A 22,767-nucleotide genomic window follows, 5' to 3' on the forward strand; every position below is an offset into this window, starting at 1 on the left:
TTCCTTCGTTTTTGGCACGGGTGTGCCGCGGGAGGGTGACGAGGGGGGAAGCGGGCATGCCGAACAGCCACGGGGCGACGAGGGGGGACAGGGATGCCCGTGATCCGTGGTCAGGAGGTGGTGCGGGAGGGGCTGGGTCAGCGGGCCTCGGTGGACGGTGTGCCGGTGCCGGGCCCCGTGCTGGCACGGAGCGAGATCGGCGGTGCGAGCAGGTGGTGCCGGGGCGGTGCGTCGGGCTGGTCGATCCGCTCGACGAGGAGGTCGACGGCGTGTCGGCCCATCTCTTCCGCCGGTACGTCCGCCGCGGTGAGCTGTGGGGTCACCGTCTCCGCCCACCTGGCTGCCACGACTCCGGCGACGGAGAAGTCGCGCGGTACATGCCGGCCGGCCTGGGACAGCCCGCGGTACAGGCCGCCGAGCGCGGCCTCGTTGAGGGTGACCAGGGCAGTGGTGGCCGGGTCGTCGTGCAGGATCTGTTCCAGACACGCCTGGCCGGACGCGGCGTCGTCCCCGCAGCAGTACGTCCGGACGGTCAGCCCGCGTTCGGCCGCGGCCTTGGTGAAGCCGTCGAGGCCGCGATGGGCGGACTCGTATCCGGCCCGCAGGAGTTGCTCGGGCCGGTTGACGAAGGCGACCCTGCGGTGACCGAGGTCCGCGAGGTGGTGGACGCATGCCGCCGCCAGCGCGGTGTGGTCCAGGCCGACCCACCAGGTGCCCTCGGGGTGCGCGGTCCGGCCGATGGCGACGGAGGGGAAGCCGAGGGCGGCCAGGTGATCGACCCGGTCGTCCTCCAGTCTGATCTCCATCAGGATCGCGCCGTCGACCCGCCGCTCCCCCAGCATCCGCTGGAACGAGCGGTCGCTGTCGACACCGCTGGGAGACAGCAGTACGTCGTAGTCGTGGGCCGCGGCGGCCTCCACCACGCTTCCGATGAAGTCGAGTTGCATACCGGTGTAGTGGTTGCCGGCCGGCGGGAAGACCAGCCCGATCGTGTTGGTCCGGCCGTTGGCCAGGGCACGCGCACTGGCGTTGGGCCGATAACCCAGCTCGTCGATGACGCGCTGGATCTTCCGGCGGGTCTCCTCCGACACCGGCCGCTTACCGCTCAACGCGACGGACACGGTGCTCCGCGAGACACCGGCCCGCCGGGCGATCTCACCGATGTTCACGGGCACTCCTAGGTCGAACCGGTTCGATGTTGCGAGGGGGCGACCACCGGTCATCGAACCGGTTCGCGTGAAGTGAAGGTAGGAACAACCCCGGCGGCTGTCAACACCTCTCACCACACCTCTCGTAACTCCCCTGGAATTCAGGGGTGAGCTGACACGACTCCCTGCGTCAGAGGTATTGCCGCCGGATTTCGGCGGTGCTAGCTTCCCGGCCCAGCACTATCGAACCGGTTCGACATCGCTCGCCCAGTGCCCGCACCCGCATGGAAACCACGGAGACCTCAGTGCGACGAAGACGAATGAGAACGACGAGAGCCGGCGCCGCGGTGGCGGCCGTCCTCGCCACCCTGCTCGCCGCCCCTTCAGCCGGCACCGCTCACGCCGCTGACGCGGAACAGCTCGTCATCGATCTGGCCGCCGACACCGGCGCCTTCCACGGCGGCGCCGCCGGCTCCCTGTACGGGATCTACGGTGACGGGGCACCGAGCCGCAACCTCATCGAGGGCATGCACTTGCAGACCGTGTCCACCAAGGCGCAGGACGGCCCGCAGCACCCGGGTGCGGACGCGCTGGAGGTCCTGCCGCCGTTGGTGGACTCGGGCGGCAAGGACGTCTACATCTACATGACCGACATCTACCGCGGCTTCCCGTACCAGTGGCCGGGCGACAACGGCCCCGAGCGGCTCGCGGACTTCGAGGCGAAGATCAAGAAGCAGGTCGACCAGGTCAAGACGATGGGCGACTACAAGGACCACGTCGTCTACGTCCCCTTCAACGAGCCCGAGGGGAACATGTTCGGCTCGGGCGCGTGGAGCTACAACAACGTCTCCTGGCTCAACGACCCGCAGTACTTCTTCGCGGCCTGGAAAGAGGTCTACCACCTCATCAAGGACGAGGACCCGGACGCCAGGATCGCGGGCCCGAACACCTCCGTCCTCTACGACCAGGTCAAGGGCTTCCTGCAGTACGCCAAGGCCAACGACGTCGTCCCGGACGTGATGACCTGGCACGAACTGTCCTCACCCGCCGCGGTCCGCACGAACGTGACCAAGTACCGGCAGTGGGAGAAGGACGCGGGGATCGGCCCGCTGCCGATCAACGTCAACGAGTACGGCCACAACTACCACCTCTCCGTGCCCGGCCAGGTCGTCCAGTGGGTCTCCGCCATCGAGGAGTCCAAGATCGACGCGGACCTGGCCTACTGGAACATCGACGGCAACCTCAACGACTCGGCCGTCGACGCCAACCGGGGCAACGGCCAGTGGTGGCTGTTCAACGCCTACGGCCAGATGTCCGGGCACACCGTGCAGGTGACCGCCCCGCACCCCAACCAGCAGTACACCCTCCAGGGTGTGGCGACGCTCGACCCGAAGAAGAAGCAGTCGCGGGTGCTGTTCGGTGGCAAGAGCGGTGACGCGGACGTCGTCTTCAAGAACATCGACCGGAAGCTGTTCGGCAGGACGGTGCATGCCACCGTGCAGGAGATCCCGTGGACCGGGCAGGTCGGCGACTCGGCGCAGCCGCTGCGGCTCACGGACCAGGAGGTCGCCGTCGGCGAGGACGGCTCGGTGACCCTGCCGATGACCGGCATGAACGAGATGTCCGCCTACCAGGTCATCCTCTCCCCCGGCGGCCACGGAACATCGGCTCAGCCTTCGGTCGGCTGGCGGGGGACGTACGAGGCGGAGAACGCCACCTACACCGGCAAGGGCTACTCCAAGAACGGGCCCGAGGGCACGCCCTCGAACGTCGGCGGGTTCGCGACCTCCGGCACCTACAACGTGGGCGGTCTGCGTACCGGTTCCGACGGTGTGCTGGCCTTCGACGTCGATGTCCCCAAGGACGGCACGTACGACCTCGGCGTCTTCGCCAACTCCTACAACCTGTACGGCCTGGTGCAGGAGCAGGGACCCACGAACGTCTTCCTCCGCGTCGACGGCACGGACCCGCAGGAACTGCTCCTGCCGCTCGGCTACAAGTGGGTGGTCTGGGGACACACGGACACCACCGTGAAGCTGACCGCCGGCCGGCACCGGATCACGCTGGCGGCGCAGGACGCGGACCTGGGCGTCACCAAGGGCGACGCGATCATCGACAAGATCGACCTGGCGCTGCGCGACAAGAACGTGACCAACCCCGCGATCTACGAGGCCGAGTACGCCACTCTCACCGGGACTCAACCGCAGTACACGTACCGGGGCGCCTCGGGACCGGGCGCCGTACCACTGCCCAAGGGCGCGTCCGCGACCTTCTGGGTCTACTCCCCCACCGACGGTGAGGCGACCCTCTCGGTCGACCAACTAGGTGGCGGCCGGGCGGAGTTGTCCCTCAACGGCGAGAAGCTGGGTGTTGCCGGGGCAGGCCACGGGAAGAAGGGCACCGACGTGGTGCGGGCGTTCCTGTCCGGTGGTATCAACAAGGTCACCGCGACCGGCGCCTCCCATGGAGTCGTGCTGGACCGGCTCCGGGTCGCACCTGCCGCCAACTCATCGGCGACGAAGGTGTATCAGGCCGAGGACGGCACGCCGAGCGGAGCCGCCAAGGTCACCGACGCGTACACGTTCGCCAAGGGTGGCAAGGCAGTCACCGGCATCGGAGGCGGTAAGGCCAACGCCCTCACGGTCGACGTCTTCGCCAAGCGAGCCGGACGGCACGCGGTGACCATCCGCTACTCCAACGCCGAGCAGGCACCGGCCACGCACTACAACCCCGACCCGATCACCCGCCATGCCGACCTCTCGGTCAACGGCGGACCGGCAAAGCGGGTGCTGTTCCCGACCACCTTCCACTTCAACGCCTTCCGGGAGCTGACCGTCACGGTGACGATGAAGAGGGGAAACAACCAACTCACCTTCACGGCCGCGGAGTTGCCCGACTTCGACGGTGACACCTACAACCAGTACGACCAACGGTCCCCGTACGCACCGGTGATCGACCAGATCGCGGTCACCCCTCTGTCGGAGAGGTAATCGCTGGAGACATGGGGGCGCGGCAGGCACGGGTGGCCCTCGGGGCCCGTACCTGCCGCGCTCTCCGGGGAGTCCTACATCGGGCAGGTGTTCTGGAAGGCAACGGTGTTGGCGTCGTTGGGAGTTGGGCAGATGAACTGGTCGTAGCGGGTGTCGTTGTCGACGAAGCGTTTGAGCCAGACGATGCTGTACTCGGCGACCGTGGTGTTCGGGCTGGCGAAGGTGAAGTGGTCGGCGTTCCTGAGCTCGATGAACGCCTTGTCGTGGTCGTTCGTCAGAGCGTTGTAGGCGGGCAGGGTGAAGGTGTCGACCGGGGCGACGGTGTCCCCGTCGGCGCCGAAGATCATGGTGGGCACGGTGATCTGGTCGCCGACGTTGACGATGTCCCAGGGCGCCAGCGCGATGGCCGCCTTGAGCGACGGGGTGCTCGCCGCGCTCTCCAGCGTGCCGCCGCCGCCCATCGACCAGCCCATCACGGCCGTCCGGGTGGGGTCGATCTCGTTCTTCACCGCACTCTTGGTCGTCAAGTAGCTGAGCGCGGCGAGCTGTTGGTTGCTGCGGTCGGTCGGGAAGTCCCACAGCGCGTTGCTGTCCAGGGTCATCACCACGAAGCCCTGGGAGGCGAGCCGGGGTCCGTACCAGGCGATCTCCGCCTGCGGGGCGACGAAGCCCGGCATGATGACGACGGCGCCGAAGGTGCCCTGGCTGGTGTCGGTGGGGAAATAGATGGTGCCGTTGTTGAAGCCCGAGCCGCTGCCCGAGGGGACGACGACCGAGGCGACGGTGAACGGACCGGTCTCGGCGGTGACGCTGGCGGCACCGCCCGCGCACGGGCCCATGATCACGGAGATCTGCGGGATGACGCCCGAGGCCCGGACGTTGCGGTGGGCCAGTTCGGCGTAGAGAGCGAGCGAGGAGACGCCCTCCTGGATGCGGGCGCCACCGGAGTCGTTGAGGCCGATGACCGGGCAACCGATCTTCAGAGCGAGGTCCATCGTGCCGACGACCTTCTCCCCGCACGCCTCGCCCATGCTGCCGCCGTGGACGGTGGCGTCCTGCGCGAAGACGCACACCTGGCGCCCGCCGACGGTGCCTGAGCCAGTGACCACACCGTCGCCGTACGCCGCGTCGTCGGTACCGCTGCGGGCGCGTACCAATGCGCCGGTCTCGACGAAGGAACCCTGGTCCAGCAGCCTCGCGACGCGTTCACGGGCCGTGAGCCGACCACGCGCCGTCTGCCGGGCGACGGCCGACGCGGAGCCGCCCGCCAGGGCCTGCCGGTGCCGGACGGAGAGATCCACGAGCCGTGCCGCCGTGCTTCGTGCAGCGGGCGCGGGCGATCCCAGGGTTTCCGCAGTCGAGGTCACAGCCACCTCCATCGGGGCTTGTGAGCATGGCAGTTGAGCGGGGTGCGGTCTGCCTTTCCGCCGGCAATGTGAAGTTGTTGAGTGGTCCGGGGCCCGCGTTCATAGATGGCCTACAAGTGGACGGCAGCGATCGCGTCAGTGGGAGCGGTACGTCGACAGCAATGCGGTGATCTCGCGGTGAGGCCATGCGGTGGGTTCCGTGGGCAGGACCGCGTCTTCGGTGAATCGGCCAGGTGGCGGCCGACCCAGCCCTCTCCGGTGCTCAGCCTCGCCAGACCGCAGGGCGCAGTCAGCAGAACAGTCCCCCAGCAGCCAGGCACGCCCATGAGCGTCCCAGCTCGTGACCTTCGCTCCCGCAAGGTCGATACTTTCCATAGGGGCTCGCCCGCCGCCCGCCACCGACCGACTCCAGAAGCCTGACGACCCGTCATCAAAGTCAGCATTAAGTCAGCATCAGCCCCGCCGGAACCCGCTTCCGACCGCCGTGGATCGCCAGGATCGATGACCGACACAACCCCTCTCTGACCAGCAAAAGCGCAGGTCAGGGACACATCTGCTAGCCTTGCCAGGAGGAACCGATGAGGATGCTCATCAATGTCGCGGAGACCGTGGTCACGGACGCGCTGCGAGGCATGGCGTCCGCCCATCCCGAGTTGATCGTGGACGTCGAGAACCGGGTGATCGTACGGCGGGACGCCCCCGTGGCCGGGCAGGTCGGGCTTGTTTCCGGTGGGGGGTCGGGGCACGAGCCGTTGCACGGCGGATTTGTCGGGCCGGGGATGTTGTCGGCGGCCTGTCCCGGTGAGGTGTTCACGTCGCCGGTGCCCGATCAGATGGTGCGGGCCGCGGCCGCCGTGAACAGTGGTGCCGGGGTGCTTTTCATCGTGAAGAACTACACGGGCGACGTCCTCAACTTCGACATGGCGGCCGAGCTCGCCGAGGACGAGGGCATCCAGATCGCCAAGGTGCTGGTCAATGACGATGTGGCCGTCACCGACAGTCTCTACACCGCCGGGCGGCGCGGCACCGGCGCGACGCTGTTCGTGGAGAAGATCGCCGGTGCCGCCGCGGCCGAGGGGCAGCCGTTGGACCGGGTGGCGGCGATCGCCCGGCAGGTCAATGAGAACGCGCGCAGTTTCGGTGTCGCGCTCAGCGCCTGCACCACCCCGGCCAAGGGCAGCCCCACCTTCGATCTGCCGCCCGGCGAACTGGAGTTGGGCGTCGGTATCCACGGCGAGCCGGGCCGGGAGCGGCGCGCGATGATGACCTCCGGCGAGATCGCCGACTTCGCCGTCCACGCGATCCTCGAGGACATGGCACCGCGCAACCCCGTCCTGCTCCTGGTCAACGGCATGGGTGCGACCCCGCTCCTGGAGCTCTACGGCTTCAACGCCGAGGTCCACCGGGTGCTCGCCGAGCGCGGGGTCGCCGTCGCCCGCACACTGGTCGGCAACTACGTCACGTCTCTCGACATGGCGGGTGCCTCGGTCACCCTGTGCCAGATCGACGAGGAACTGCTGCGGCTGTGGGACGCGCCGGTGAAGACCCCGGGACTGCGCTGGGGCGTGTGACCCGGCGGCACATCCGGTCAACTCACCCACCACGCAAGGAGATCCCGTGCTCGACGCCGACTTCTTCCGCCGTTGGTTGACGGCCACCGCCGCCTCCGTGACCCGCGAGGCGGACCGGCTCACCGACCTCGACTCCCCCATCGGCGACGCCGACCACGGCGCGAACCTGAAACGCGGGTTCACCGCCGTGACAGCCACCCTGGAGAAGGAGGCACCGGACACCCCGGGCGCCGTCCTCACCCTCGCCGGCCGCCAGCTCATCTCCACGGTCGGCGGCGCGTCGGGGCCGCTCTACGGCACCCTGCTGCGCCGTACCGGCAAGGCGCTCGGGGACGCCGCCGAGGTGAGCGAGGAGGAGTTCGCCGTCGCGCTGCGCACCGGAGTCGACGCGGTCATGACCCTCGGCGGTGCGGCACCCGGTGACAAGACCATGATCGACGCTCTCGTCCCGGCGGTCGACGCGCTCCCGGACGGCTTCGCCGCGGCACGCGCCGCCGCCGAGGAGGGTGCCCTGGCCACCACGCCCCTGCAGGCCCGCAAGGGGCGGGCGAGCTACCTCGGGGAGCGGAGCATCGGACACCAGGACCCGGGCGCGACCTCCTCGGCGCTGCTGATCGCCGCGCTCCAGGAAGCGGCCGAGGCGACCGGCGAAGGAGGCGAGTGACGTGAGCGACATGAGTGACGAGAAGAAGCTCGTGGGCATCGTGCTGGTGTCCCACAGCGCCGAAGTCGCCGCCTCCGTGGCCGAGTTGGCGCGGGGGCTGTCCGGCGCGGGCGCCTCGGTGCCGCTCGCCGCCGCCGGCGGCACCGAGGGCGGCGGGCTCGGCACCAGTTCCGAACTCATCGCCGCGGCGGCCGCGTCCGTCGACCGCGGCGCCGGCGTCGCCGTCCTCACCGACCTGGGCAGCGCCGTACTCACGGTGAAGGCCTTGCTCGCCGAAGGCGACGAACTCCCGGCCGGCACCCGCCTGGTGGACGCCCCGTTCGTCGAGGGCGCGGTGGCCGCGGTCGTCACGGCGTCGACGGGAGCGGACCTGGACGCGGTGGAGGCGGCGGCCGCGGAGGCGTACACCTACCGGAAGGTGTGAGGCGCCGCTCCCCTACGACACCCCTTCCGCCACGATCACCAGCGCCGAGCGCAACGCCCTCGCCACGTCGGCCTCTCCCGTCACCGGGTCCGCCCCCGCCTCTCCCCCACGCCAGGCCAACCGCTCCACCGCCGCACGCAGCGCGGCGTTCAGCATCGCCGCCTGGATCATGGGCCGTAGGTCGTCGGGCGGCAGGCCGGCGCGGTCGGCCAGGGCGCGGGCGAACGCCGGTTCCGCCTCGTCGTAGGTCTGGAGCCAGATCGCGCGCAGGCCCGGTTCGGTGCGGGTGAGGCGTACCAGCGCGCTGCCGGTGGCGCCGTCGGGGCCGGTCGCGGCGAGGAGGCCGGTCGCGAGGTCCGGGGCGAACAGGTCCTCCAGGGAGAGACCGGGCGGCCACTCCCGCAGCCGGGCGGCGATCACGTCGATACCGGCCGAGAAGAGCGGCCGTACGCAGCTCTCCTTGCTCGGGAAGTAACGCCACACGGTGCGCGCGGAGACGCCGACCGCGTGGCCGATCTGGTCGCCGGTGGTCGCCGCGACGCCCTGGGCGACGAACAGTTCCACCGCGGCCCGGGCGATCTCCAGGCGGATCTCGGCCTTGCGTGCCTCGGTGAGAGGCGGTCGTCCGGTGCGTCCGCTGGGTGCGGTCATCAGTTCCCCTCCGGCTGCGGTCGTGACCTCCCGGGATTCTCCACCATGACCCGCCCTCGACTTTATGTCACTCGAAGACATTAAGTCGTACAGTGAGGGGACACCCCACAGCACTACGGACAGGAGCACCTCATGGCCACTGGACTCGACGGACGCAGCGTCATCGTCACCGGAGCGGGATCGGGCATCGGACGTGCCGCCGCCCTGGCCTTCGCCGCGGAGGGCGCCAAGGTCGTGGTCGCCGATCTGAACGCCGACGGCGCCGAGGCGATCGTCAAGGAGATCGAGCAGGCGGGCGGGATCGCCGTCGCCGTCACGGGCGACCTGAGCGAGCAGGCGGTCGTGAACGAGGTCGCCGCGACCGCCGTGGAGCGGTTCGGCGGGGTCGACGTGCTGGTGAACAACGCCGGGATCATGGACCGCATGTCGGCGCTGGCGGACGTGGCCGACGCGGAGTGGGAGCGGGTCATCCGGGTCAACCTGACCGCGCCCTTCCTGCTCACCCGGGCCGTGCTGCCGCACATGCTGGCGGCCGGCCGGGGCGCGATCGTGAACACCGCCTCCGAGGCGGGCTTCCGGGGCAGCGCGGCGGGCGCCGCCTACACGGCCTCCAAGCACGGTGTCGTCGGCCTGACCAAGTCCCTCGCCGTGATGTACCGCAAGCAGGGCATCCGGGCCAACGCCGTCGCCCCGGGCGGTACGGCGACCAGCATCTCCGTGGACGCCGACCGGACCGCGCTCGGCCCCGCGGCGCTCGGCCCGCACTTCGTCAACGTGGGCCGCGTGGCCCAGCCCGAGGAGCAGGCCGCCGCCATCGTGTTCCTGGCCTCGGACGCGGCGAGCAACATCAACGGCGCGATCCTGCCGGTCGACGACGGCTGGTCGGCGGTCTGACGCCACCGCCTCTCCGCGGTCCGCGGTCTCAGTCGGTAGCGGCGTCGGCACCGGCGCCGACGCCGACGAAGAGTCGCGCCAGCCGCTGCCCCGTCTCCACGGCCGCCGCGTGGTCCTCGATGGGCTTCACCCGCGCGTCCTTGAACACGATGTAGGTGACCCCGGAGTCCGTCCCGCCGCCGCGCGGGTCGGTGCGGATGCCCAGCCCCTTGGCCGTGGCGTACGACGCCTCGCCGATGATGTCGTGCGGTCCGACGTCTCCTACGACGGCGTACTGCACCCGGTCCCGGTAGACGACGGCGGCGACCGAGCCGCCGCCGACGCCGTGGTCCCGGTGGTTCCAGAGGGCGCTCGCGGCGGGGACGACGATGTACGGGAGCCGTTCGGCGTCCAGATAGCGGCCGTCGGACTGCTGGAACGCGGTCATGGACGAGAAGAGCGGGTCGGTGCGCGCGTTGCAGCGGGCACCGGCCCGGCCGTCGCAGTCGATGTCCAGGTCGGCCTTCCAGTAGACGGCCTCCTTGGTGCCGCAGACCGGGATCGTCGCGCGCTCCCCGTCGTCACTGCGGTACCGGCCGCGCGAGACGGGGACGCAGTCCCGCACCTTGGCCAGCAGGTCGGCGGCGCGGACGTCGCCCTCACGCAGCGCCCCCGGCCCCGCCGAGGGCCGGACCCAGGCGACGGGCGCGGCGGGCAGCATGGTCGGGGCGAGCAGGGCGGCGCCGGCCACGGCCAGCGTCAGCGACTGGACACGCACGATAGAGGACCCTCTCCTGGGGGATCTGACGGACACTCAGCCCACCCTGGTACCGGTCCGATCACGCGGCCACCGCTAGGGGGCCGGACGGTGCACGGCCGAACTCCCGACTGGGGCCACGGACCCTGAGCCGGCGCCACTCCCGACGGGGATCACGGCCCCTGAGCCCGCGCCACTCCCGACGGGGACCGGGGACCTGAGCCATGTCGGCTCCGGTCACCCGGCCGCCCGCGCCGGCGCGGGATCAGCGACGACAGCGGTCCGCGCCACCGGCATGAACTGCCCACTCCCAGGGGCGAGTTCAGCCGTGAGGATTCAGCATACGTAACCCTCGTGCCCGTTCGGCAACGGCGCCCCTCTTGATGCGGCCGCACCATCCGGGTCATATTGGTCCGGACCTTTCCGTCATGTGGTGCCCGCGTAGTGCCGGGAGGCAATCGTGCGACGCGTCCGTGCCACCCAAGCCCTCTCCCGTACGGCCCTGGCGTGCGCCGCGCTCCTGCTGCTCGCCTCCTGCGGCACGGGTGAGGAGGAAGACGGTCACGCCCCCGGCGCCCCGGCCGGAGTCACGGCGGCGGCGGGCAGCGCGACCAGCGTGCACGTCATGTGGGACGCGGTGACGGCGAACCCGGGCGTCGACACCTACGAGATTTATCGGGGCACCACGAAAGTGAAGGAAGTGCCGGGTTCCGAGCACATGGCGGACGTCACCAGGCTCCGGCCCGCCACCCTGTACTCCTTCACCGTGCGGGCCCGGGACACCGACGGCCGCCTGGGACCGCGCAGCCGGGAGGTCCGGGCCCGGACACCGGTCGCCTCCGCGGCCGACCGCTCGGCGCCCACCCGTCCGGGCGCACCGCGGGGCCGGGTCATCGGCAGCCGGGCCGTCCAGCTCTCCTGGGACACCTCGACGGACGACCGGGGTGTGGTGTCGTACGACATCTATCAGGGCGGGGCGAAGATCCACAGTGTGAGCGGAGCACAGACCGCGACGGTGGTCACCGGGCTGCGGCCGAGCACGCGTTACTCCTTCACCGTGCGGGCCCGGGACGCCGCCGACAATCTCTCGGCCGCGAGCACGGCCGTCCCGCTCACCACCGCGCCGGGCAGTGACGACGGGCGGGGCACCGCCCCCACCGACTTCCGCGCGACCGCACACCGGGGCGACGACGGGGCGTACTACATCGACCTGTCCTGGGTGCCGCCGCGCACGGACGGGGTGGTCACGGAGTACCAGATCCACCTCGACGGGCTGCCGGCCACCTCACTGGTCTGGGGCGGGACCGCGCCGCGCGACCGGGCGACGTACAGCTTCTACGTGGGCCGGGATGCCGGGGCCAGTCATCGGGTGCGGCTCAGGGCGCGGCTGCCGGACGGTACGTGGGGCGGGTTCTCGGCGGAGCGGACGGTGACGACGGGCGACGCCGGGCCATAGGTGGACCGTAGGATCCGGCTCATGATCCATGGGAATTCCGATGGCTCGGCGAACCCCGCCCCGGCCGTCGCCGCACCGCTCGACCTCTCCCTCCTCCGCACGTTTCTCGCCGTGCACCGGGCCGGTTCGCTCACCGCGGCGGGGCGGCTGCTCGGACTGTCTCAGCCGACGGTGACGGCTCAAATCCGTTCGCTGGAGGGGCAGTTGGGGCGGGAGCTGTTCGAGCGGCGGTCGCGCGGAGTCGTGCCGACCCCGGTGGCGGACCAGTTGGCCGCGCAGGTCGCGGCGCCCCTGGACGCGCTGGCCGCCGTAGCGGATCGGGGTGGTCTCGGCGCGGACCGGTCTCCGGAGCCCGTGCATGTGGCGGGGCCGGCGGAGCTGCTGTGCACGCGGGTGCTGCCCGCTCTGGCGTCGCTGACCGGGGAGGGGGTGCGGCTGCGGGTGAGTCCTGGGCTGACGGACGAACTGCTCGACGGACTGCGGGCCGGCCGTTTCGACCTGGTGATCGCCACCGCGCGGCCGCGCGGCCGGACCTTGACGTGGGAGCCGCTGGCGGACGAGGAGTTCGTGCTGGTCGCCTCGCCCGCGTGGGCGGCGCGCATCGGGGACGGGCGGGTCGCCGCCGAGGGGCCCGCCGTGCTGCGCGGGGTGCCGCTGGTGTCGTACGCGGAGGATCTGCCGATCGCGCGCCGCTACTGGCGGCATGTCTTCGGTACCCGGCTCGGCGGGCAGGCCGCGATCACGGTGCCCGATCTGCGCGGGGTGCTGGCGGCGGTCGTGGCCGGTGCCGGGATCACCGTGCTCCCCCGCTATCTGTGCCTGGCCGAGCTGGCGTCCGGCGCGCTGGTGCCGCTGCTGGTGCCCGAGGACCCGCCGATCAACACCTCGTATCTCACCCGACGCCCGGGCTCACCGGACAACCCGCACGTCACGCTCGTACGGGAGCGGCTGCTCCGGGCGGCGCCCGCCTGGTGAGCCCGCGCCCCGGCGAACGCGCCGCCCCCTGAGCCGGACGAAGGAATCCGTCACCTGCCCGGTCCCCGTCCGCATGCGGGACGGGCCGGGGACGCGTTGGCTTCCTTGGAGGCAGCACGGCCGTTTCCCGATCCCGGCGGCGCAAGGGATGTTCCGCCAACCGTGCCGTTGGAGGGCAGTCCCATGCGCACTTCTCAGCTACTACTCCGCTCCGGCCTGACCGTGACAGCCGCCGCCGCTCTTCCGCTCGCCCTGACCGCCCCGGCCGCCGACGCGGCCTCGGGGATCTCCGTGAGCACGACCGGGACCACGGTCTCGGTCACGACCAGCGCGTGCTCCCAGAACCGCACCACCGGCGTCTGGGGCACCGGTTCACTCCTCACCAGTAGCCAGGGGAGCTTCGCCGAGGGCCGGAAGGCGACCCTGGCGGGGACCACCATCAGCCAGTCCACCGCCTGGACCAATGTCACCCCCGGCACCTACACCGTCATCGTGATGTGCCAGAACGGCACCACACCCGTCGGCGCCCAGTCCGTGATCGTGTCCAGTTCCACGACCCCCACGGCCGTCGCCACGGCCTCGCCCTCGCGGGGCGTCATGGGCGGCCTCGGCGGCGCCACCAAGGACTACGGCCCCCTCACCCTGGGGGTCGGCGGGGGCCTGGTCGCGGTCGGCGTCATCGCGACGGCCTGGTTCCTGCGCAGGCGCGCGAAGCCGTACCGCCTCTGACCGTCGCCACGGACGAGGGGCCGCCCGGTTCACGGGCGGCCCCTTCCCCGTGTCCTACGGCAGCTCGGCGAACTCCTCGATCGCGTGGGTGAGCCACCGCGTCCAGAAGGTCTCCAGGTCGATGCCGGCGCGCAGCACGAGGTGCTGGAGCCGGTCCTGGGGGCTGTCCCGGCCGGGTGGGAAGTCGCGCTTCTCGATCTCCTCGTACTCCGCCAACTGCCGCTGGTGCAGGGCGAGATGGCGGCGCAGGTCGCTCTCGACGCCGGCCGTGCCGACGACCGCCGCCGCGCGCAGCCGCAGCAGCATCGTGTCGCGCAGCGGCTTGGGGTCCTGGGCGGACGCGGTCCAGCGGGCCAGTTCGGCACGGCCCGCCGGCAGGACCTCGTAGCGCTTCTTCTGGCCGCGCGCCGGCTGCTCGGACGCCAGCGCCCGGATCTGTCCCTCGGACTCCAGTTTTCCCAGCTCGCGATAGATCTGCTGGTGCGTCGCCGACCAGAAGTAACCGATCGACCGGTCGAAGCGCCGGGTCAGTTCGAGACCCGAGGACGGCTTCTCCAGGAGGGCGGTGAGGATCGCGTGCGGGAGTGACATGGGGCCATCCTAGGGACGGCCCTCAGAGGGCGGCCGCGACCTCGGTGCCCTGCTTGACGGCGCGCTTGGCGTCCAGTTCGGCGGCCACGTCGGCGCCGCCGATCAGGTGCACGGCGCGACCGGCGGCGGCCAACTCGTCGTACAGGTCGCGGCGCGGGTCCTGCCCGGTGCACAGGACGACCGTGTCGACCTCCAGGACGGTGCTCGTGCCGTCGACGGTGACGTGCAGTCCGGCGTCGTCGATCAGGTCGTACTGGACACCCGGGACCATGGTGACGCCCCGGTGCTTGAGTTCGGCGCGGTGGATCCATCCCGTGGTCTTGCCGAGTCCGGCGCCGACCTTGGTCGCCTTGCGCTGGAGGAGGTGGACGCGGCGGGGCGGGGCGGGGCGCTCGGGTGCGGTGAGGCCGCCGGGGGCCGCGTAGTCCATGTCGACGCCCCAGGCGCGGAAGTACGTCGCCGGGTCCTCGCTCGCCTTGTCGCCGCCGTCGGTGAGGAACTCGGCGACGTCGAAGCCGATGCCGCCCGCGCCGAGGATCGCGACACGGTCGCCGACGGGGACGCGGTCGCGCAGGACGTCGAGGTAGCCGACGACACTGGGGTGGTCGGCTCCGGGGATGTCGGGGGTGCGCGGGGTGACGCCGGTGGCGACGACGACCTCGTCGTAGTCGCCCAAGTCGGCTGCCGTCACACGGGTGTTGAGACGTACGTCGACGCCGTGCTCGTCGAGCTGGGTGCGGAAGTAGCGCAGCGTCTCGTCGAACTCCTGCTTGCCCGGGACCTGTCGGGCGACGTTGAGCTGTCCGCCGATCTCGCTCGCGGCGTCGTACAAGGTCACCTCGTGACCACGTTCGGCCGCGCTCACCGCGCACGCGAGTCCCGCCGGGCCCGCGCCCACCACCGCGACGCGTTTGCGCAACCGGGTTGGGGCGAGGACGAGTTCGGTCTCGTGGCAGGCGCGCGGGTTGACCAGGCAGGAGGTGATCTTCCCGCTGAAGGTGTGGTCGAGGCAGGCCTGGTTGCAGCCGATACAGGTGTTGATGGCGTCGGAACGGCCGGCCGCGGCCTTGGCCACGAAGTCCGGGTCGGCGAGCATCGGACGGGCCATCGACACCATGTCGGCGCACCCGTCGGCGAGCAACTGCTCCGCCAGTTCAGGGGTGTTGATGCGGTTGGTGGTCACCAGCGGGATGGATACCGCGCCCATCAGCTTCTTCGTGACCCAGGTGTACGCCCCGCGCGGCACGGAGGTCGCGATGGTGGGGATGCGGGCCTCGTGCCAGCCGATGCCGGTGTTGATGATGGTCGCCCCGGCGGCCTCAACCGCCTTGGCCAGACTGATGACTTCGTCGAGTGTGGAGCCGCCCGGCACGAGGTCCAGCATCGACAGCCGGTAGACGATGATGAAGTCCTCGCCGACCGCCTCGCGCACCCGGCGCACGATCTCGACGGGGAAGCGCGTCCGGTTCTCGTACGAGCCGCCCCAGCGGTCGTCGCGGTGGTTGGTCTGCGCGGCGATGAACTCGTTGATGAGGTAGCCCTCGGAGCCCATGATCTCGACGCCGTCGTAACCGGCCCGCCGGGCGAGGCGGGCCGCGCGGACGTAGTCCTCGACGGTCTGCTCCACCTCGGCGTCGGTGAGCGCGCGGGGCGGGAAGGGGCTGATCGGCGCCTGGAGGGCGCTCGGCGCGACCAGTTCCCGGTGGTAGGCGTACCGCCCGAAGTGCAGGATCTGCATCGCGATCCGCCCGCCCTCGCGGTGCACGGCGGCGGTGATCGCGGTGTGCTGTTCGGCCTCGGCGTCGGTGGTCAGCTTGGCGCCGCCCTCGTAGGGCCGACCGGCCTCGTTGGGCGCGATGCCTCCGGTGACGATCAGGCCGACGCCGCCCCGCGCGCGTGCCGCGTAGAACTCCGCCATGCGCTCGAAACCGCGCTCGGCCTCCTCCAGGCCCACGTGCATGGAGCCCATGAGGACGCGGTTGGGCAGCGTGGTGAAGCCCAGGTCGAGCGGGTTCAGCAGGTGCGGGTAACGGCTCATCGGGGCCTCCGTGCGCGGTGTCGTGCCTCTTTTGTAGAGGACACGGAGGCGATTGTGCAACTAGTTGCACAATCGCGGGCGGGTGAGCCGGCCCACGCCGCACAGCCTCTCTTGGGCCGCCAGGAGCCGATTCACAGGGATTTATTACCGGTTCTTTATCGCCCGCCCCCGAGAATCACAGTCAGGCGTGCCGGTGGGATGCCGCGCGCGCGTGGCCTAGGGAGCGAGCCGTGACGCACGATCCTGAGCACGAAGCCGGCGACAGCGCGGCGACACCTCCGCTGCCCGATCACGCACCCGAGATGATGGAGGTGCTCACGGGACCCGGTGGCGCGGAGCGCGATCACGGTCTCGACCGGTTGTGGCGGCAGCGGTCGCGGCGGGCCCGGGCGGTGATCGCCGTGGCCACCGTGGGCGTGCTGGCGCTCGGCGGGACCGTCGCCTACGCGGCGACCTCCGGGGGTTCGGGCGGTGACGCCCTGCCCGCCGCCGCGGGAACCCCGTCCGGGACGCCCTCCCCCGGCGGGCCCGGTTCCCGGCACGGGGGCGGGATGTGGTTCGGGTTCGGCGTCGGCGGCACGGCCGTGCACGGCGAGGCGACCGTCAAGGACAACACCACCGGCAAGTGGGTCGTACGGATCTGGCAGCGCGGCACGGTCACGAAGGCTGACGGCGACCAGGTCACCGTCAAGAGCGACGACGGGACCTCGTGGACCTGGACCGTGGGCTCCGGCGCCACGGCCCAGGGCGCCGGCGCCCTCAAGAAGGGCGACACGGCCTCCCTGACCGGCACCCGTTCCGACTCCGGCACCCGGACCGCCGACCGGGCCTTCACGGGCACCTTCGACCGCAAGACACCGGGCGACCGACCCAGCGGGTTCCCGGGCGGCGGCCGCGGCCACACCTGGGACCACGGCGACCGCAGCCCGAGCCCCGCCCCCAGCCCGTCCGGCAGCGGCGCTACGACCTGACGGGCGCCGCCACCCTGACGCCGATCACGACGTTCGCGTACAGCTCCTCGGAGTACGCCGAGCGCGTCTTGAGCCCTGAGCGCGTGAACGCGTCGACGGCGGACGGGAGTTGACGCTCGCTCGTCTCGACGAGCAGACAGCCGCCGGGGGCCAGCCAGTCGGGCGCCCCGGTGGCGACCGCGCGGAGTATGTCGAGGCCGTCGGCGCCCCCGTCGAGGGCGAACAGCGGTTCGTGCTCGCGGGCCTCGGCGGGCAGCAGCCCGACCTCGCCGGTCGGGACGTACGGCACATTGGCCGCGAGGATGTCGACCCGGCCGCGCAAGGTGTCGGGCAGCGCCGCGAACAGGTCGCCCGTGTGGACGTGACCGTCGTAGGAAGCGACATTGCGGCGGGCGCAGCGCGTGGCGGCGGGGTCGATGTCGGCGGCGTGCAGTTCGACCCGGCCGAGGGCGGCGGCCAGGGCCGCGCCGACCGCGCCGGAACCGCAGCACAGGTCCACGACGACGGACGCGTCCGGGGCCTGCGCGAGGGCCTGTTCGACGAGGAACTCGGTACGGCGGCGGGGCACGAAGACGCCGGGTTCCACGGCGATGCGCAGACCGCGGAACGCGGCCCAGCCGACGACGTGTTCGAGGGGCAGACCCGTGACCCGGCGGTCCACCATGGCGGCGAGTTCGTCCGGGGTGCGCGCGGCGGAGAGGATCAGTCGCGCCTCGTCCTCGGCGAAGACACAGCCCGCGGCACGGAGCGCGGCGACGACGGAGGCGGGGGAAAGAGAGGGCATGAAAGCGGAGAGCCTTTCGGAAGGTAGCCGAAGGGCGCTCTCAGGGTCACCTGTTAGTGGTGATCCGAGCCGTCCTGAAGGGAGAGCACCCGGCCTGACACAGCGGAAATGGGTCTCACCTCCAGGGAGTTGACGGCCGGGACTGTTCTCGGCCGAAGAGCAACACTACCCGAACCACCGGGCCAACGAGGGGCCGCCCCCGGCGCCGAGTTGTACTCTGCAACGACCAGGAGGACGAGGGAGATCCCAGTGCGAGCGGACCAGGCAGTGGAGACCATCCAGCGCGAGATGACGGTCTTCGCGCGCCGCGCCCGCGCCTCGGCGGGCCGTCTCCACCCCGAGCTGTCGCTGGTGTCGTACACCCTGCTCGGTCATCTGGAGGAGCGGGACGGCTGCCGGGCCACCGACCTGGCCGCGCACTACGCCCTCGACAAGTCCACGGTCAGCCGACAGGTCGCCGCGCTGGAGCGCGCCGACCTCATCGAGCGCCGCCTCGACCCCGAGGACCACCGCGTCCAGGTCCTGCACCTCACGGCCGCGGGCCGCCGGATCCTCGCCCAGGTCACCGAGAACCGCCAGGCCGCCTTCCGCGAACGGCTGGCGGACTGGCCGGAGGAGGATCTGACCCGGTTCGCCGGCTATCTGGAGCGCTACAACTCGTGGCCGGGCTCGGACCCCGCCGAGGAGGGCTGAGGCGCTCCTGCCCTACGACACCGCCACGGACCGCGTCTGCGTGAGGTGCTCGGGCGCCCGTGCAGCGAGGAACGCGGTGTCGAGGCGCAGGCGGAACCCCAGGGACTCGTACAGCCGTATCGCGGTGGTGTTGCCCGCGCCGGTGTGCAGGAACGGGGTCTCGCCGCGTTCGCGGATGCCGTGGGCGACGGCCCGGATGAGGCGGCCGGCGAGACCCTCACCTCGCGCGGAGGGGTCGGTGCAGACGGCGCTGATCTCGGTCCAGCCCGGCGGATGCAGCCGCTCGCCGGCCATGGCGACGAGGGCGCCGTTCCGGCGGATGCCCAGGTAGGTGCCGAGTTCGACGGTGCGGGGCAGGAACGGGCCGGGCTTGGTCCGTGCCACCAGGTCGAGCATCTCCGGGACATCGGCCGGGCCGAGGAGAATCGCCTCCGGGTCCGGTGCGGCGGCCATCCCGTCGTCCACCATCTGCACGCCGTCGACGTGGAAGGTGATCTCCCAGTCGTCCGGCACCCGGTCCCGGAAGCCGAGGAGCGGGATCTCGGCGCCCGGTCCGGAGAGCGCGGCGACGTCCGCCCAGTCCTCGGCGTCGGGCTCGTCGGGCAGGGCGAGCCACGGGGTCACGTCCACCGGGTAGCGCAGGACCCGGCCGCGCCGCTCGGCGAAGTGGGCGTGCGGGCCGGTGAGGGCGGCGCGGGCGGGATTGTCGAGGACGCGTTCGTCGGACGTGCTCATGCGGCGACCTCGATCACGATCTTGCCGCGGGCGTGGCCTTCCTCGACGGTGCGCAGGGCCTCGCCGGCCCGGTCGAGCGGGAAGGTCCGCGTCACGTGCGGGTCCAGTCGGCCGCTGACCACGAGCTGCGCGAGCGCGTCGAGGACGGCGGCGTTGCGGGCGCGCTCGACGCGGGCGCCGCCGAGCTTCTCGACCTCGGGGGCGGGGGCTCCGGCGGTGATGAGTTTCGTCCGGTCGGTGAGGAGGGTGGCGGCCTCGGCGAGCACCTCGCCGCCGACGAGGTCGTAGGCGCCGTCGACGCCGTCCGGGGCGACGGCCCGTACGCGCGCGGCCAGGTCCGCTCCGGAGGGCACGTGGACCGCGCCCAGCGACTCGACGAGATCCTTCTTGCCCTCGCTCGCCACGCCCACGGCGCGCAGGCCGAGGGCGCGGGCGATCTGCAGGGCCGCCGAGCCCACACCGCCGCCCGCGCCGGTGACCAGCACAGTGGCGCCGGTGGGCAGGTCGAGCTGGAGGATGCCGTCGTACGCGGTCGCGGCGGCGACGGGCAGAGTGGCGGCGTCCGGGAAGGACAGCTCGGCGGGCCGGTGCGCGGCGACCGTCACGGGCAGCAGCGCGTACTCGGCGTATCCGCCGGCCACCGTGCTCCCGAACACCTCGTCGCCGACGGCGAACCCGGCCACGTCGGCACCGATCTCCCGTACGACTCCGGAGACCTCTTGGCCGAAGACCGCGGGGAACGCGCGTGAGCCGGTCTCGCCGGGCCGCCGGTAGCCGTTGCGCTGCTTCCAGTCGACGGGGTTCACCCCGGCCGCGCGCACCGCGACGAGGATCTCACCGGGGCCGGGTCGGGGCTGGTCCACCTCGACCAGCGCCTCGGTCTCGGGTCCCCCGTATCGCGTGAAGACATACGCCTTCGGCATCTACTCCCTCACTCTCCTCGGCACCGGCTCTCCGCACGCTCTCCGCACGCGAGCCGCATTGAAGACCAAGGTCGGCCGCCGGGGAGCTATTCCCCGGGACGCGGAGAGTTCATACGGCCGCAATGATCGGCGGTCACCCTCGGACCTGGGCATACCTCGTGGACGCGTACCGTTGAAACGAGAAACCACTGATCGCGCTCGCCCGGCGGACCCGCGCCGCAGCGACCTGGAGGCTCCACCCGTATGCACGTCACCCGAGGCTTCACCGGACGCCCCCGCGTCCCCGACGCCGGCCTGCCGCCCGGTCAGTACGACGCGGGCGACGACTGGCCCGTCCTGTCCGCCGAGGTCACCCCCGACCTCGCGCCCGCCGACTGGACGTTCCGCGTCGACGGGCTCGTGGCCGAGCCGCGCACATGGAACTGGACGCAGGCACACGAACTGCCTTCGTCGGCCTACGAGGGTGACATCCACTGTGTGACGAGCTGGTCGAAGTTCGGGGTGCGGTTCGGGGGCGTCTCGCTGGACGCGTTCCTCAATGTGGTGCGGCCCCATGTGTCCGCCACACATGTGGTCGCGTATTCGCACACCGGGTACACCACGAACCTCCCGCTCGACGACGTGACCGGCGGTCGTGCCTGGATCGCCTGGGAGTACGACGGCAAGCCGCTGCCCGCCGAGCACGGCGGGCCCGCCCGGCTGCTGGTGCCGCACCTGTACTTCTGGAAGAGCGCCAAGTGGATCGCGGGCCTGCGTCTCCTCGACCACGACGAGCCCGGTTTCTGGGAGCAGAACGGCTATCACGGCCGGGGCAACCCCTGGGAGGAACAGCGGTACTCCGGTGACTGAGACCTTCGCGCCCGCCACGAAGTTCGCGGTGCCGGGACGCATCGCCGTCAGCAACCGCGCCGCCGCCGTGTGGCAGACCGCCACGCTCACCGAGATCCGCCGGGAGACCCCGCACGCCGCGACGTTCCGCTTCGCCGTGCCCGACTGGGGCGGCCATCTGCCCGGCCAGCACCTGATGCTGCGGCTGCGGGCCGAGGACGGCTATGTGGCGCAGCGCCACTACTCGATCGCCTCGCACCCGGACGACGCCGGGCATGTGGAGCTGACCCTGGACCATGTCGAGGGCGGTGAGGTGTCCGGCTGGTTCCACACGGTGGCCGAGCCCGGTGACCAGGTCGAGGTGCGCGGCCCGCTGAGCGGCTTCTTCGCCTGGCCCGGCGACCGGCCCGCGCTGCTGCTGGGCGCGGGTTCCGGGGTCGTACCGCTGATGTCGATGCTCCGGCAGCACCGGGCGCGGAACCTGTCCGTGCCGTTGCGGCTGCTGGTGTCGGCGCGCAGTCCCGAGGAGCTGATCTACGCGCGGGAGTACGGCGCGGAGACCACGGCCGTGTTCACGCGCAGTGCGCCGGAGGGTGTGCCGGTGGGACGTATGGCCGCCGCACATGTGGCGCCGCTCCTGGCGGAGCCGCCTGCCGGTGGGTGGGAGGCCTATGTGTGCGGGTCCAACGGCTTCGCCGAGCATGCCTCGCGGCTGCTGGTCGAAGCGGGCCAGCCCGTGGACCGCATCCGCATCGAACGCTTCGGCTGAGGCGCCGGCCAAAGATCCGGCCGAGCCTCCGGTTGACGTTCCGGTTGAGGGAAGTACCTCGGAGGGGGTACGACTGCTATGTGGACGCTCGCATGCGTGCGCGGTGTCGAGGCGGCGGCGGACCGGCCCCACAGGGGGCTTCCGGCCTTACGGTTCCTCGGCTCCGGTGACGGCGAGGAGACCGACATGCGGACCCGGGTACGGAGTCGACGCCGACGGCACAATCCGCTGCGGCGCCGGTCGGACGTCGTGGAGGCGTGGACTGCGCTGGTCGTCGGCGTCCTGCTGTTCGTCGGCGCTCCCCTGGCCGGCGCCGCCGCGGGGCTCTGGGCCCACGACCAGGCCCGGACGATCGCCGCGACCCAGCGCGCCGAACGCCATCGCGTCCACGCGCGGGTGATCGGAAACCCGCCCTCCGGACTCACCTCGGTGGAAGGCACCGGCTCACAGACCTTCCCCGTCGCGGTGCGCTGGACCGACCCGGGCAAGGGCCCGCGTACGGCCACGGCCGAGGTCCCGGTGGACACGGCACGCGGTGACCCGGTGGACGTATGGCTCGACGCCAAGGGCCGCGTCGTCTCCCCGCCCGCGGGTCAAGTGGCCGTCTGGCAGCACACGTTGACGGTCGGCGTATGGACGGCGGGCGGCATCATCGGCGCGACCCTGCTCACGTCCACGCTGACCCGACGGGTCGCACAACGACACCGCCTGGCCGAGTGGGAACGGGACTGGGCCCTCACGGAACCGGAGTGGACGCGAAGGCGGGCGTGAGGGGGCGGGGGATGTGACGGGGTGAGCTGTGACAGTGACGGGCTGTGACGGGCGACGGG

22 protein-coding genes are annotated in these 22,767 nt (G+C 71.5%); 13 read left to right on the top strand and 9 right to left on the bottom strand.

Annotated elements, in window-relative coordinates; all coding sequences use genetic code 11:
• Positions 1 to 137: 137 nt before the first annotated feature.
• A complete protein-coding gene (locus OG223_RS06895; RefSeq protein ID WP_329243849.1) occupies positions 138 to 1,169 on the bottom strand; it encodes a LacI family DNA-binding transcriptional regulator in 1,032 nt (343 codons plus the stop codon).
• Between the two features lie 299 nt (positions 1,170 to 1,468).
• On the opposite strand from OG223_RS06895, the gene OG223_RS06900 reads away from it, so the two are divergent.
• Entirely contained in the window at positions 1,469 to 4,138 is a 2,670-nt protein-coding gene (locus OG223_RS06900; protein ID WP_329243852.1) for a cellulosome protein, read from the top strand.
• Between the two features lie 74 nt (positions 4,139 to 4,212).
• Here OG223_RS06900 and OG223_RS06905 read toward each other — a convergent pair whose 3' ends face one another.
• A complete protein-coding gene (locus OG223_RS06905) occupies positions 4,213 to 5,505 on the bottom strand; it encodes a poly(ethylene terephthalate) hydrolase family protein (RefSeq protein ID WP_329243855.1) in 1,293 nt (430 codons plus the stop codon).
• 578 nt (positions 5,506 to 6,083) lie between these two features.
• Between OG223_RS06905 and dhaK the strand changes: the two genes are divergently transcribed.
• The 3 genes from dhaK to OG223_RS06920 are packed head-to-tail and all read left to right on the top strand — an operon-like array spanning position 6,084 to position 8,164.
• Entirely contained in the window at positions 6,084 to 7,076 is a 993-nt protein-coding gene (gene dhaK / locus OG223_RS06910; RefSeq protein ID WP_329243857.1) for a dihydroxyacetone kinase subunit DhaK, read from the top strand.
• Positions 7,077 to 7,122: 46 nt separating this feature from the next.
• The gene (dhaL, locus tag OG223_RS06915) at positions 7,123 to 7,740 is read left to right on the top strand and encodes a dihydroxyacetone kinase subunit DhaL (protein ID WP_329243860.1); all 618 of its coding nucleotides are present in this window, start codon (positions 7,123 to 7,125) and stop codon (positions 7,738 to 7,740) included.
• Between the two features lie 10 nt (positions 7,741 to 7,750).
• On the top strand, positions 7,751 to 8,164 hold the full coding sequence (locus OG223_RS06920) for a PTS-dependent dihydroxyacetone kinase phosphotransferase subunit DhaM (protein ID WP_329265174.1): 414 nt from the start codon (positions 7,751 to 7,753) through the stop codon (positions 8,162 to 8,164).
• A gap of 12 nt (positions 8,165 to 8,176) precedes the next feature.
• Here the strand turns inward: OG223_RS06920 and OG223_RS06925 are convergent, their stop codons facing one another.
• Positions 8,177 to 8,815 carry a TetR/AcrR family transcriptional regulator gene (locus OG223_RS06925; RefSeq protein ID WP_329243863.1) on the bottom strand — a complete coding sequence of 213 codons (639 nt, stop codon included), beginning with the start codon at positions 8,813 to 8,815 and terminating at the stop codon, positions 8,177 to 8,179.
• A 132-nt stretch (positions 8,816 to 8,947) separates the two neighbouring features.
• Between OG223_RS06925 and OG223_RS06930 the strand changes: the two genes are divergently transcribed.
• Positions 8,948 to 9,709 (top strand): SDR family NAD(P)-dependent oxidoreductase, encoded by a 762-nt coding sequence (locus OG223_RS06930; RefSeq protein WP_329243865.1) that lies wholly within the window; start codon positions 8,948 to 8,950, stop codon positions 9,707 to 9,709.
• 28 nt (positions 9,710 to 9,737) lie between these two features.
• Here OG223_RS06930 and OG223_RS06935 read toward each other — a convergent pair whose 3' ends face one another.
• The gene (locus OG223_RS06935) at positions 9,738 to 10,466 is read right to left on the bottom strand and encodes a glycoside hydrolase family 75 protein (protein ID WP_329243867.1); all 729 of its coding nucleotides are present in this window, start codon (positions 10,464 to 10,466) and stop codon (positions 9,738 to 9,740) included.
• 439 nt (positions 10,467 to 10,905) lie between these two features.
• On the opposite strand from OG223_RS06935, the gene OG223_RS06940 reads away from it, so the two are divergent.
• The 3 genes from OG223_RS06940 (at position 10,906) to OG223_RS06950 (ending at position 13,605) form a co-directional block, all read left to right on the top strand.
• Positions 10,906 to 11,901 (top strand): fibronectin type III domain-containing protein, encoded by a 996-nt coding sequence (locus OG223_RS06940; RefSeq protein ID WP_329243870.1) that lies wholly within the window; start codon positions 10,906 to 10,908, stop codon positions 11,899 to 11,901.
• Positions 11,902 to 11,922: 21 nt separating this feature from the next.
• On the top strand, positions 11,923 to 12,876 hold the full coding sequence (locus OG223_RS06945) for a LysR family transcriptional regulator (protein WP_329243872.1): 954 nt from the start codon (positions 11,923 to 11,925) through the stop codon (positions 12,874 to 12,876).
• 183 nt (positions 12,877 to 13,059) lie between these two features.
• Positions 13,060 to 13,605, top strand: a complete 546-nt coding sequence (locus OG223_RS06950; RefSeq protein ID WP_329243874.1) for a hypothetical protein — start codon at positions 13,060 to 13,062, stop codon at positions 13,603 to 13,605.
• A 54-nt stretch (positions 13,606 to 13,659) separates the two neighbouring features.
• Here OG223_RS06950 and OG223_RS06955 read toward each other — a convergent pair whose 3' ends face one another.
• Together OG223_RS06955 and OG223_RS06960 are read right to left on the bottom strand one after the other, a co-directional pair.
• Positions 13,660 to 14,196, bottom strand: coding sequence for a PadR family transcriptional regulator (locus OG223_RS06955; protein ID WP_329243876.1), 537 nt, complete (start codon positions 14,194 to 14,196; stop codon positions 13,660 to 13,662).
• A gap of 22 nt (positions 14,197 to 14,218) precedes the next feature.
• A complete protein-coding gene (locus OG223_RS06960) occupies positions 14,219 to 16,234 on the bottom strand; it encodes an NADPH-dependent 2,4-dienoyl-CoA reductase (RefSeq protein ID WP_329243879.1) in 2,016 nt (671 codons plus the stop codon).
• A gap of 230 nt (positions 16,235 to 16,464) precedes the next feature.
• Here OG223_RS06960 and OG223_RS06965 point away from each other — a divergent pair, with 230 nt between their 5' ends.
• Entirely contained in the window at positions 16,465 to 17,205 is a 741-nt protein-coding gene (locus tag OG223_RS06965; protein WP_329243882.1) for a hypothetical protein, read from the top strand.
• Here the strand turns inward: OG223_RS06965 and OG223_RS06970 are convergent.
• Complete coding sequence (locus tag OG223_RS06970) at positions 17,195 to 17,989, bottom strand: putative protein N(5)-glutamine methyltransferase (RefSeq protein WP_329243884.1); 795 nt, start codon at positions 17,987 to 17,989, stop codon at positions 17,195 to 17,197. The genes OG223_RS06965 and OG223_RS06970 overlap by 11 nt on opposite strands.
• A gap of 288 nt (positions 17,990 to 18,277) precedes the next feature.
• On the opposite strand from OG223_RS06970, the gene OG223_RS06975 reads away from it, so the two are divergent.
• On the top strand, positions 18,278 to 18,682 hold the full coding sequence (locus OG223_RS06975; RefSeq protein WP_329265176.1) for a MarR family winged helix-turn-helix transcriptional regulator: 405 nt from the start codon (positions 18,278 to 18,280) through the stop codon (positions 18,680 to 18,682).
• A 12-nt stretch (positions 18,683 to 18,694) separates the two neighbouring features.
• Here OG223_RS06975 and OG223_RS06980 read toward each other — a convergent pair whose 3' ends face one another.
• Together OG223_RS06980 and OG223_RS06985 are read right to left on the bottom strand one after the other, a co-directional pair.
• Complete coding sequence (locus OG223_RS06980; protein ID WP_329243886.1) at positions 18,695 to 19,417, bottom strand: GNAT family N-acetyltransferase; 723 nt, start codon at positions 19,415 to 19,417, stop codon at positions 18,695 to 18,697.
• Complete coding sequence (locus tag OG223_RS06985) at positions 19,414 to 20,340, bottom strand: NADP-dependent oxidoreductase (protein WP_329243889.1); 927 nt, start codon at positions 20,338 to 20,340, stop codon at positions 19,414 to 19,416. The genes OG223_RS06980 and OG223_RS06985 overlap by 4 nt, the downstream gene beginning before the upstream one ends.
• 243 nt (positions 20,341 to 20,583) lie before the next feature.
• Here OG223_RS06985 and OG223_RS06990 point away from each other — a divergent pair, with 243 nt between their 5' ends.
• The 3 genes from OG223_RS06990 (at position 20,584) to OG223_RS07000 (ending at position 22,708) form a co-directional block, all read left to right on the top strand.
• Positions 20,584 to 21,189 (top strand): sulfite oxidase-like oxidoreductase, encoded by a 606-nt coding sequence (locus OG223_RS06990; RefSeq protein WP_329243891.1) that lies wholly within the window; start codon positions 20,584 to 20,586, stop codon positions 21,187 to 21,189.
• On the top strand, positions 21,182 to 21,937 hold the full coding sequence (locus OG223_RS06995) for a ferredoxin reductase (protein WP_329243894.1): 756 nt from the start codon (positions 21,182 to 21,184) through the stop codon (positions 21,935 to 21,937). The genes OG223_RS06990 and OG223_RS06995 overlap by 8 nt, the downstream gene beginning before the upstream one ends.
• A 186-nt stretch (positions 21,938 to 22,123) precedes the next feature.
• Positions 22,124 to 22,708: an Rv1733c family protein gene (locus OG223_RS07000; RefSeq protein WP_329265178.1), complete on the top strand. Its 585-nt coding sequence runs from the start codon at positions 22,124 to 22,126 to the stop codon at positions 22,706 to 22,708.
• Positions 22,709 to 22,767: the final 59 nt, after the last annotated feature.

Origin of the sequence: Streptomyces sp. NBC_01478 (assembly GCF_036227225.1) — a bacterium.
GTDB lineage: Bacteria > Actinomycetota > Actinomycetes > Streptomycetales > Streptomycetaceae > Streptomyces.

What these genes read in the sequence shown, in the direction of transcription:
- OG223_RS06900 (WP_329243852.1), top strand. Translation starts at nt 1,469, where the DNA reads ATGAGAACGACGAGAGCCGGCGCCGCGGTGGCGGCCGTCCTCGCCACC.
- dhaK (WP_329243857.1), top strand. Translation starts at nt 6,084, where the DNA reads ATGAGGATGCTCATCAATGTCGCGGAGACCGTGGTCACGGACGCGCTG.
- OG223_RS06920 (WP_329265174.1), top strand. Translation starts at nt 7,751, where the DNA reads ATGAGTGACGAGAAGAAGCTCGTGGGCATCGTGCTGGTGTCCCACAGC.
- OG223_RS06925 (WP_329243863.1), bottom strand. Translation starts at nt 8,815, where the DNA reads ATGACCGCACCCAGCGGACGCACCGGACGACCGCCTCTCACCGAGGCA.
- OG223_RS06930 (WP_329243865.1), top strand. Translation starts at nt 8,948, where the DNA reads ATGGCCACTGGACTCGACGGACGCAGCGTCATCGTCACCGGAGCGGGA.
- OG223_RS06945 (WP_329243872.1), top strand. Translation starts at nt 11,923, where the DNA reads ATGATCCATGGGAATTCCGATGGCTCGGCGAACCCCGCCCCGGCCGTC.
- OG223_RS06950 (WP_329243874.1), top strand. Translation starts at nt 13,060, where the DNA reads ATGCGCACTTCTCAGCTACTACTCCGCTCCGGCCTGACCGTGACAGCC.
- OG223_RS06955 (WP_329243876.1), bottom strand. Translation starts at nt 14,196, where the DNA reads ATGTCACTCCCGCACGCGATCCTCACCGCCCTCCTGGAGAAGCCGTCC.
- OG223_RS06960 (WP_329243879.1), bottom strand. Translation starts at nt 16,234, where the DNA reads ATGAGCCGTTACCCGCACCTGCTGAACCCGCTCGACCTGGGCTTCACC.
- OG223_RS06970 (WP_329243884.1), bottom strand. Translation starts at nt 17,989, where the DNA reads ATGCCCTCTCTTTCCCCCGCCTCCGTCGTCGCCGCGCTCCGTGCCGCG.
- OG223_RS06975 (WP_329265176.1), top strand. Translation starts at nt 18,278, where the DNA reads ATGACGGTCTTCGCGCGCCGCGCCCGCGCCTCGGCGGGCCGTCTCCAC.
- OG223_RS06980 (WP_329243886.1), bottom strand. Translation starts at nt 19,417, where the DNA reads ATGAGCACGTCCGACGAACGCGTCCTCGACAATCCCGCCCGCGCCGCC.
- OG223_RS06985 (WP_329243889.1), bottom strand. Translation starts at nt 20,340, where the DNA reads ATGCCGAAGGCGTATGTCTTCACGCGATACGGGGGACCCGAGACCGAG.
- OG223_RS06990 (WP_329243891.1), top strand. Translation starts at nt 20,584, where the DNA reads ATGCACGTCACCCGAGGCTTCACCGGACGCCCCCGCGTCCCCGACGCC.
- OG223_RS07000 (WP_329265178.1), top strand. Translation starts at nt 22,124, where the DNA reads ATGCGGACCCGGGTACGGAGTCGACGCCGACGGCACAATCCGCTGCGG.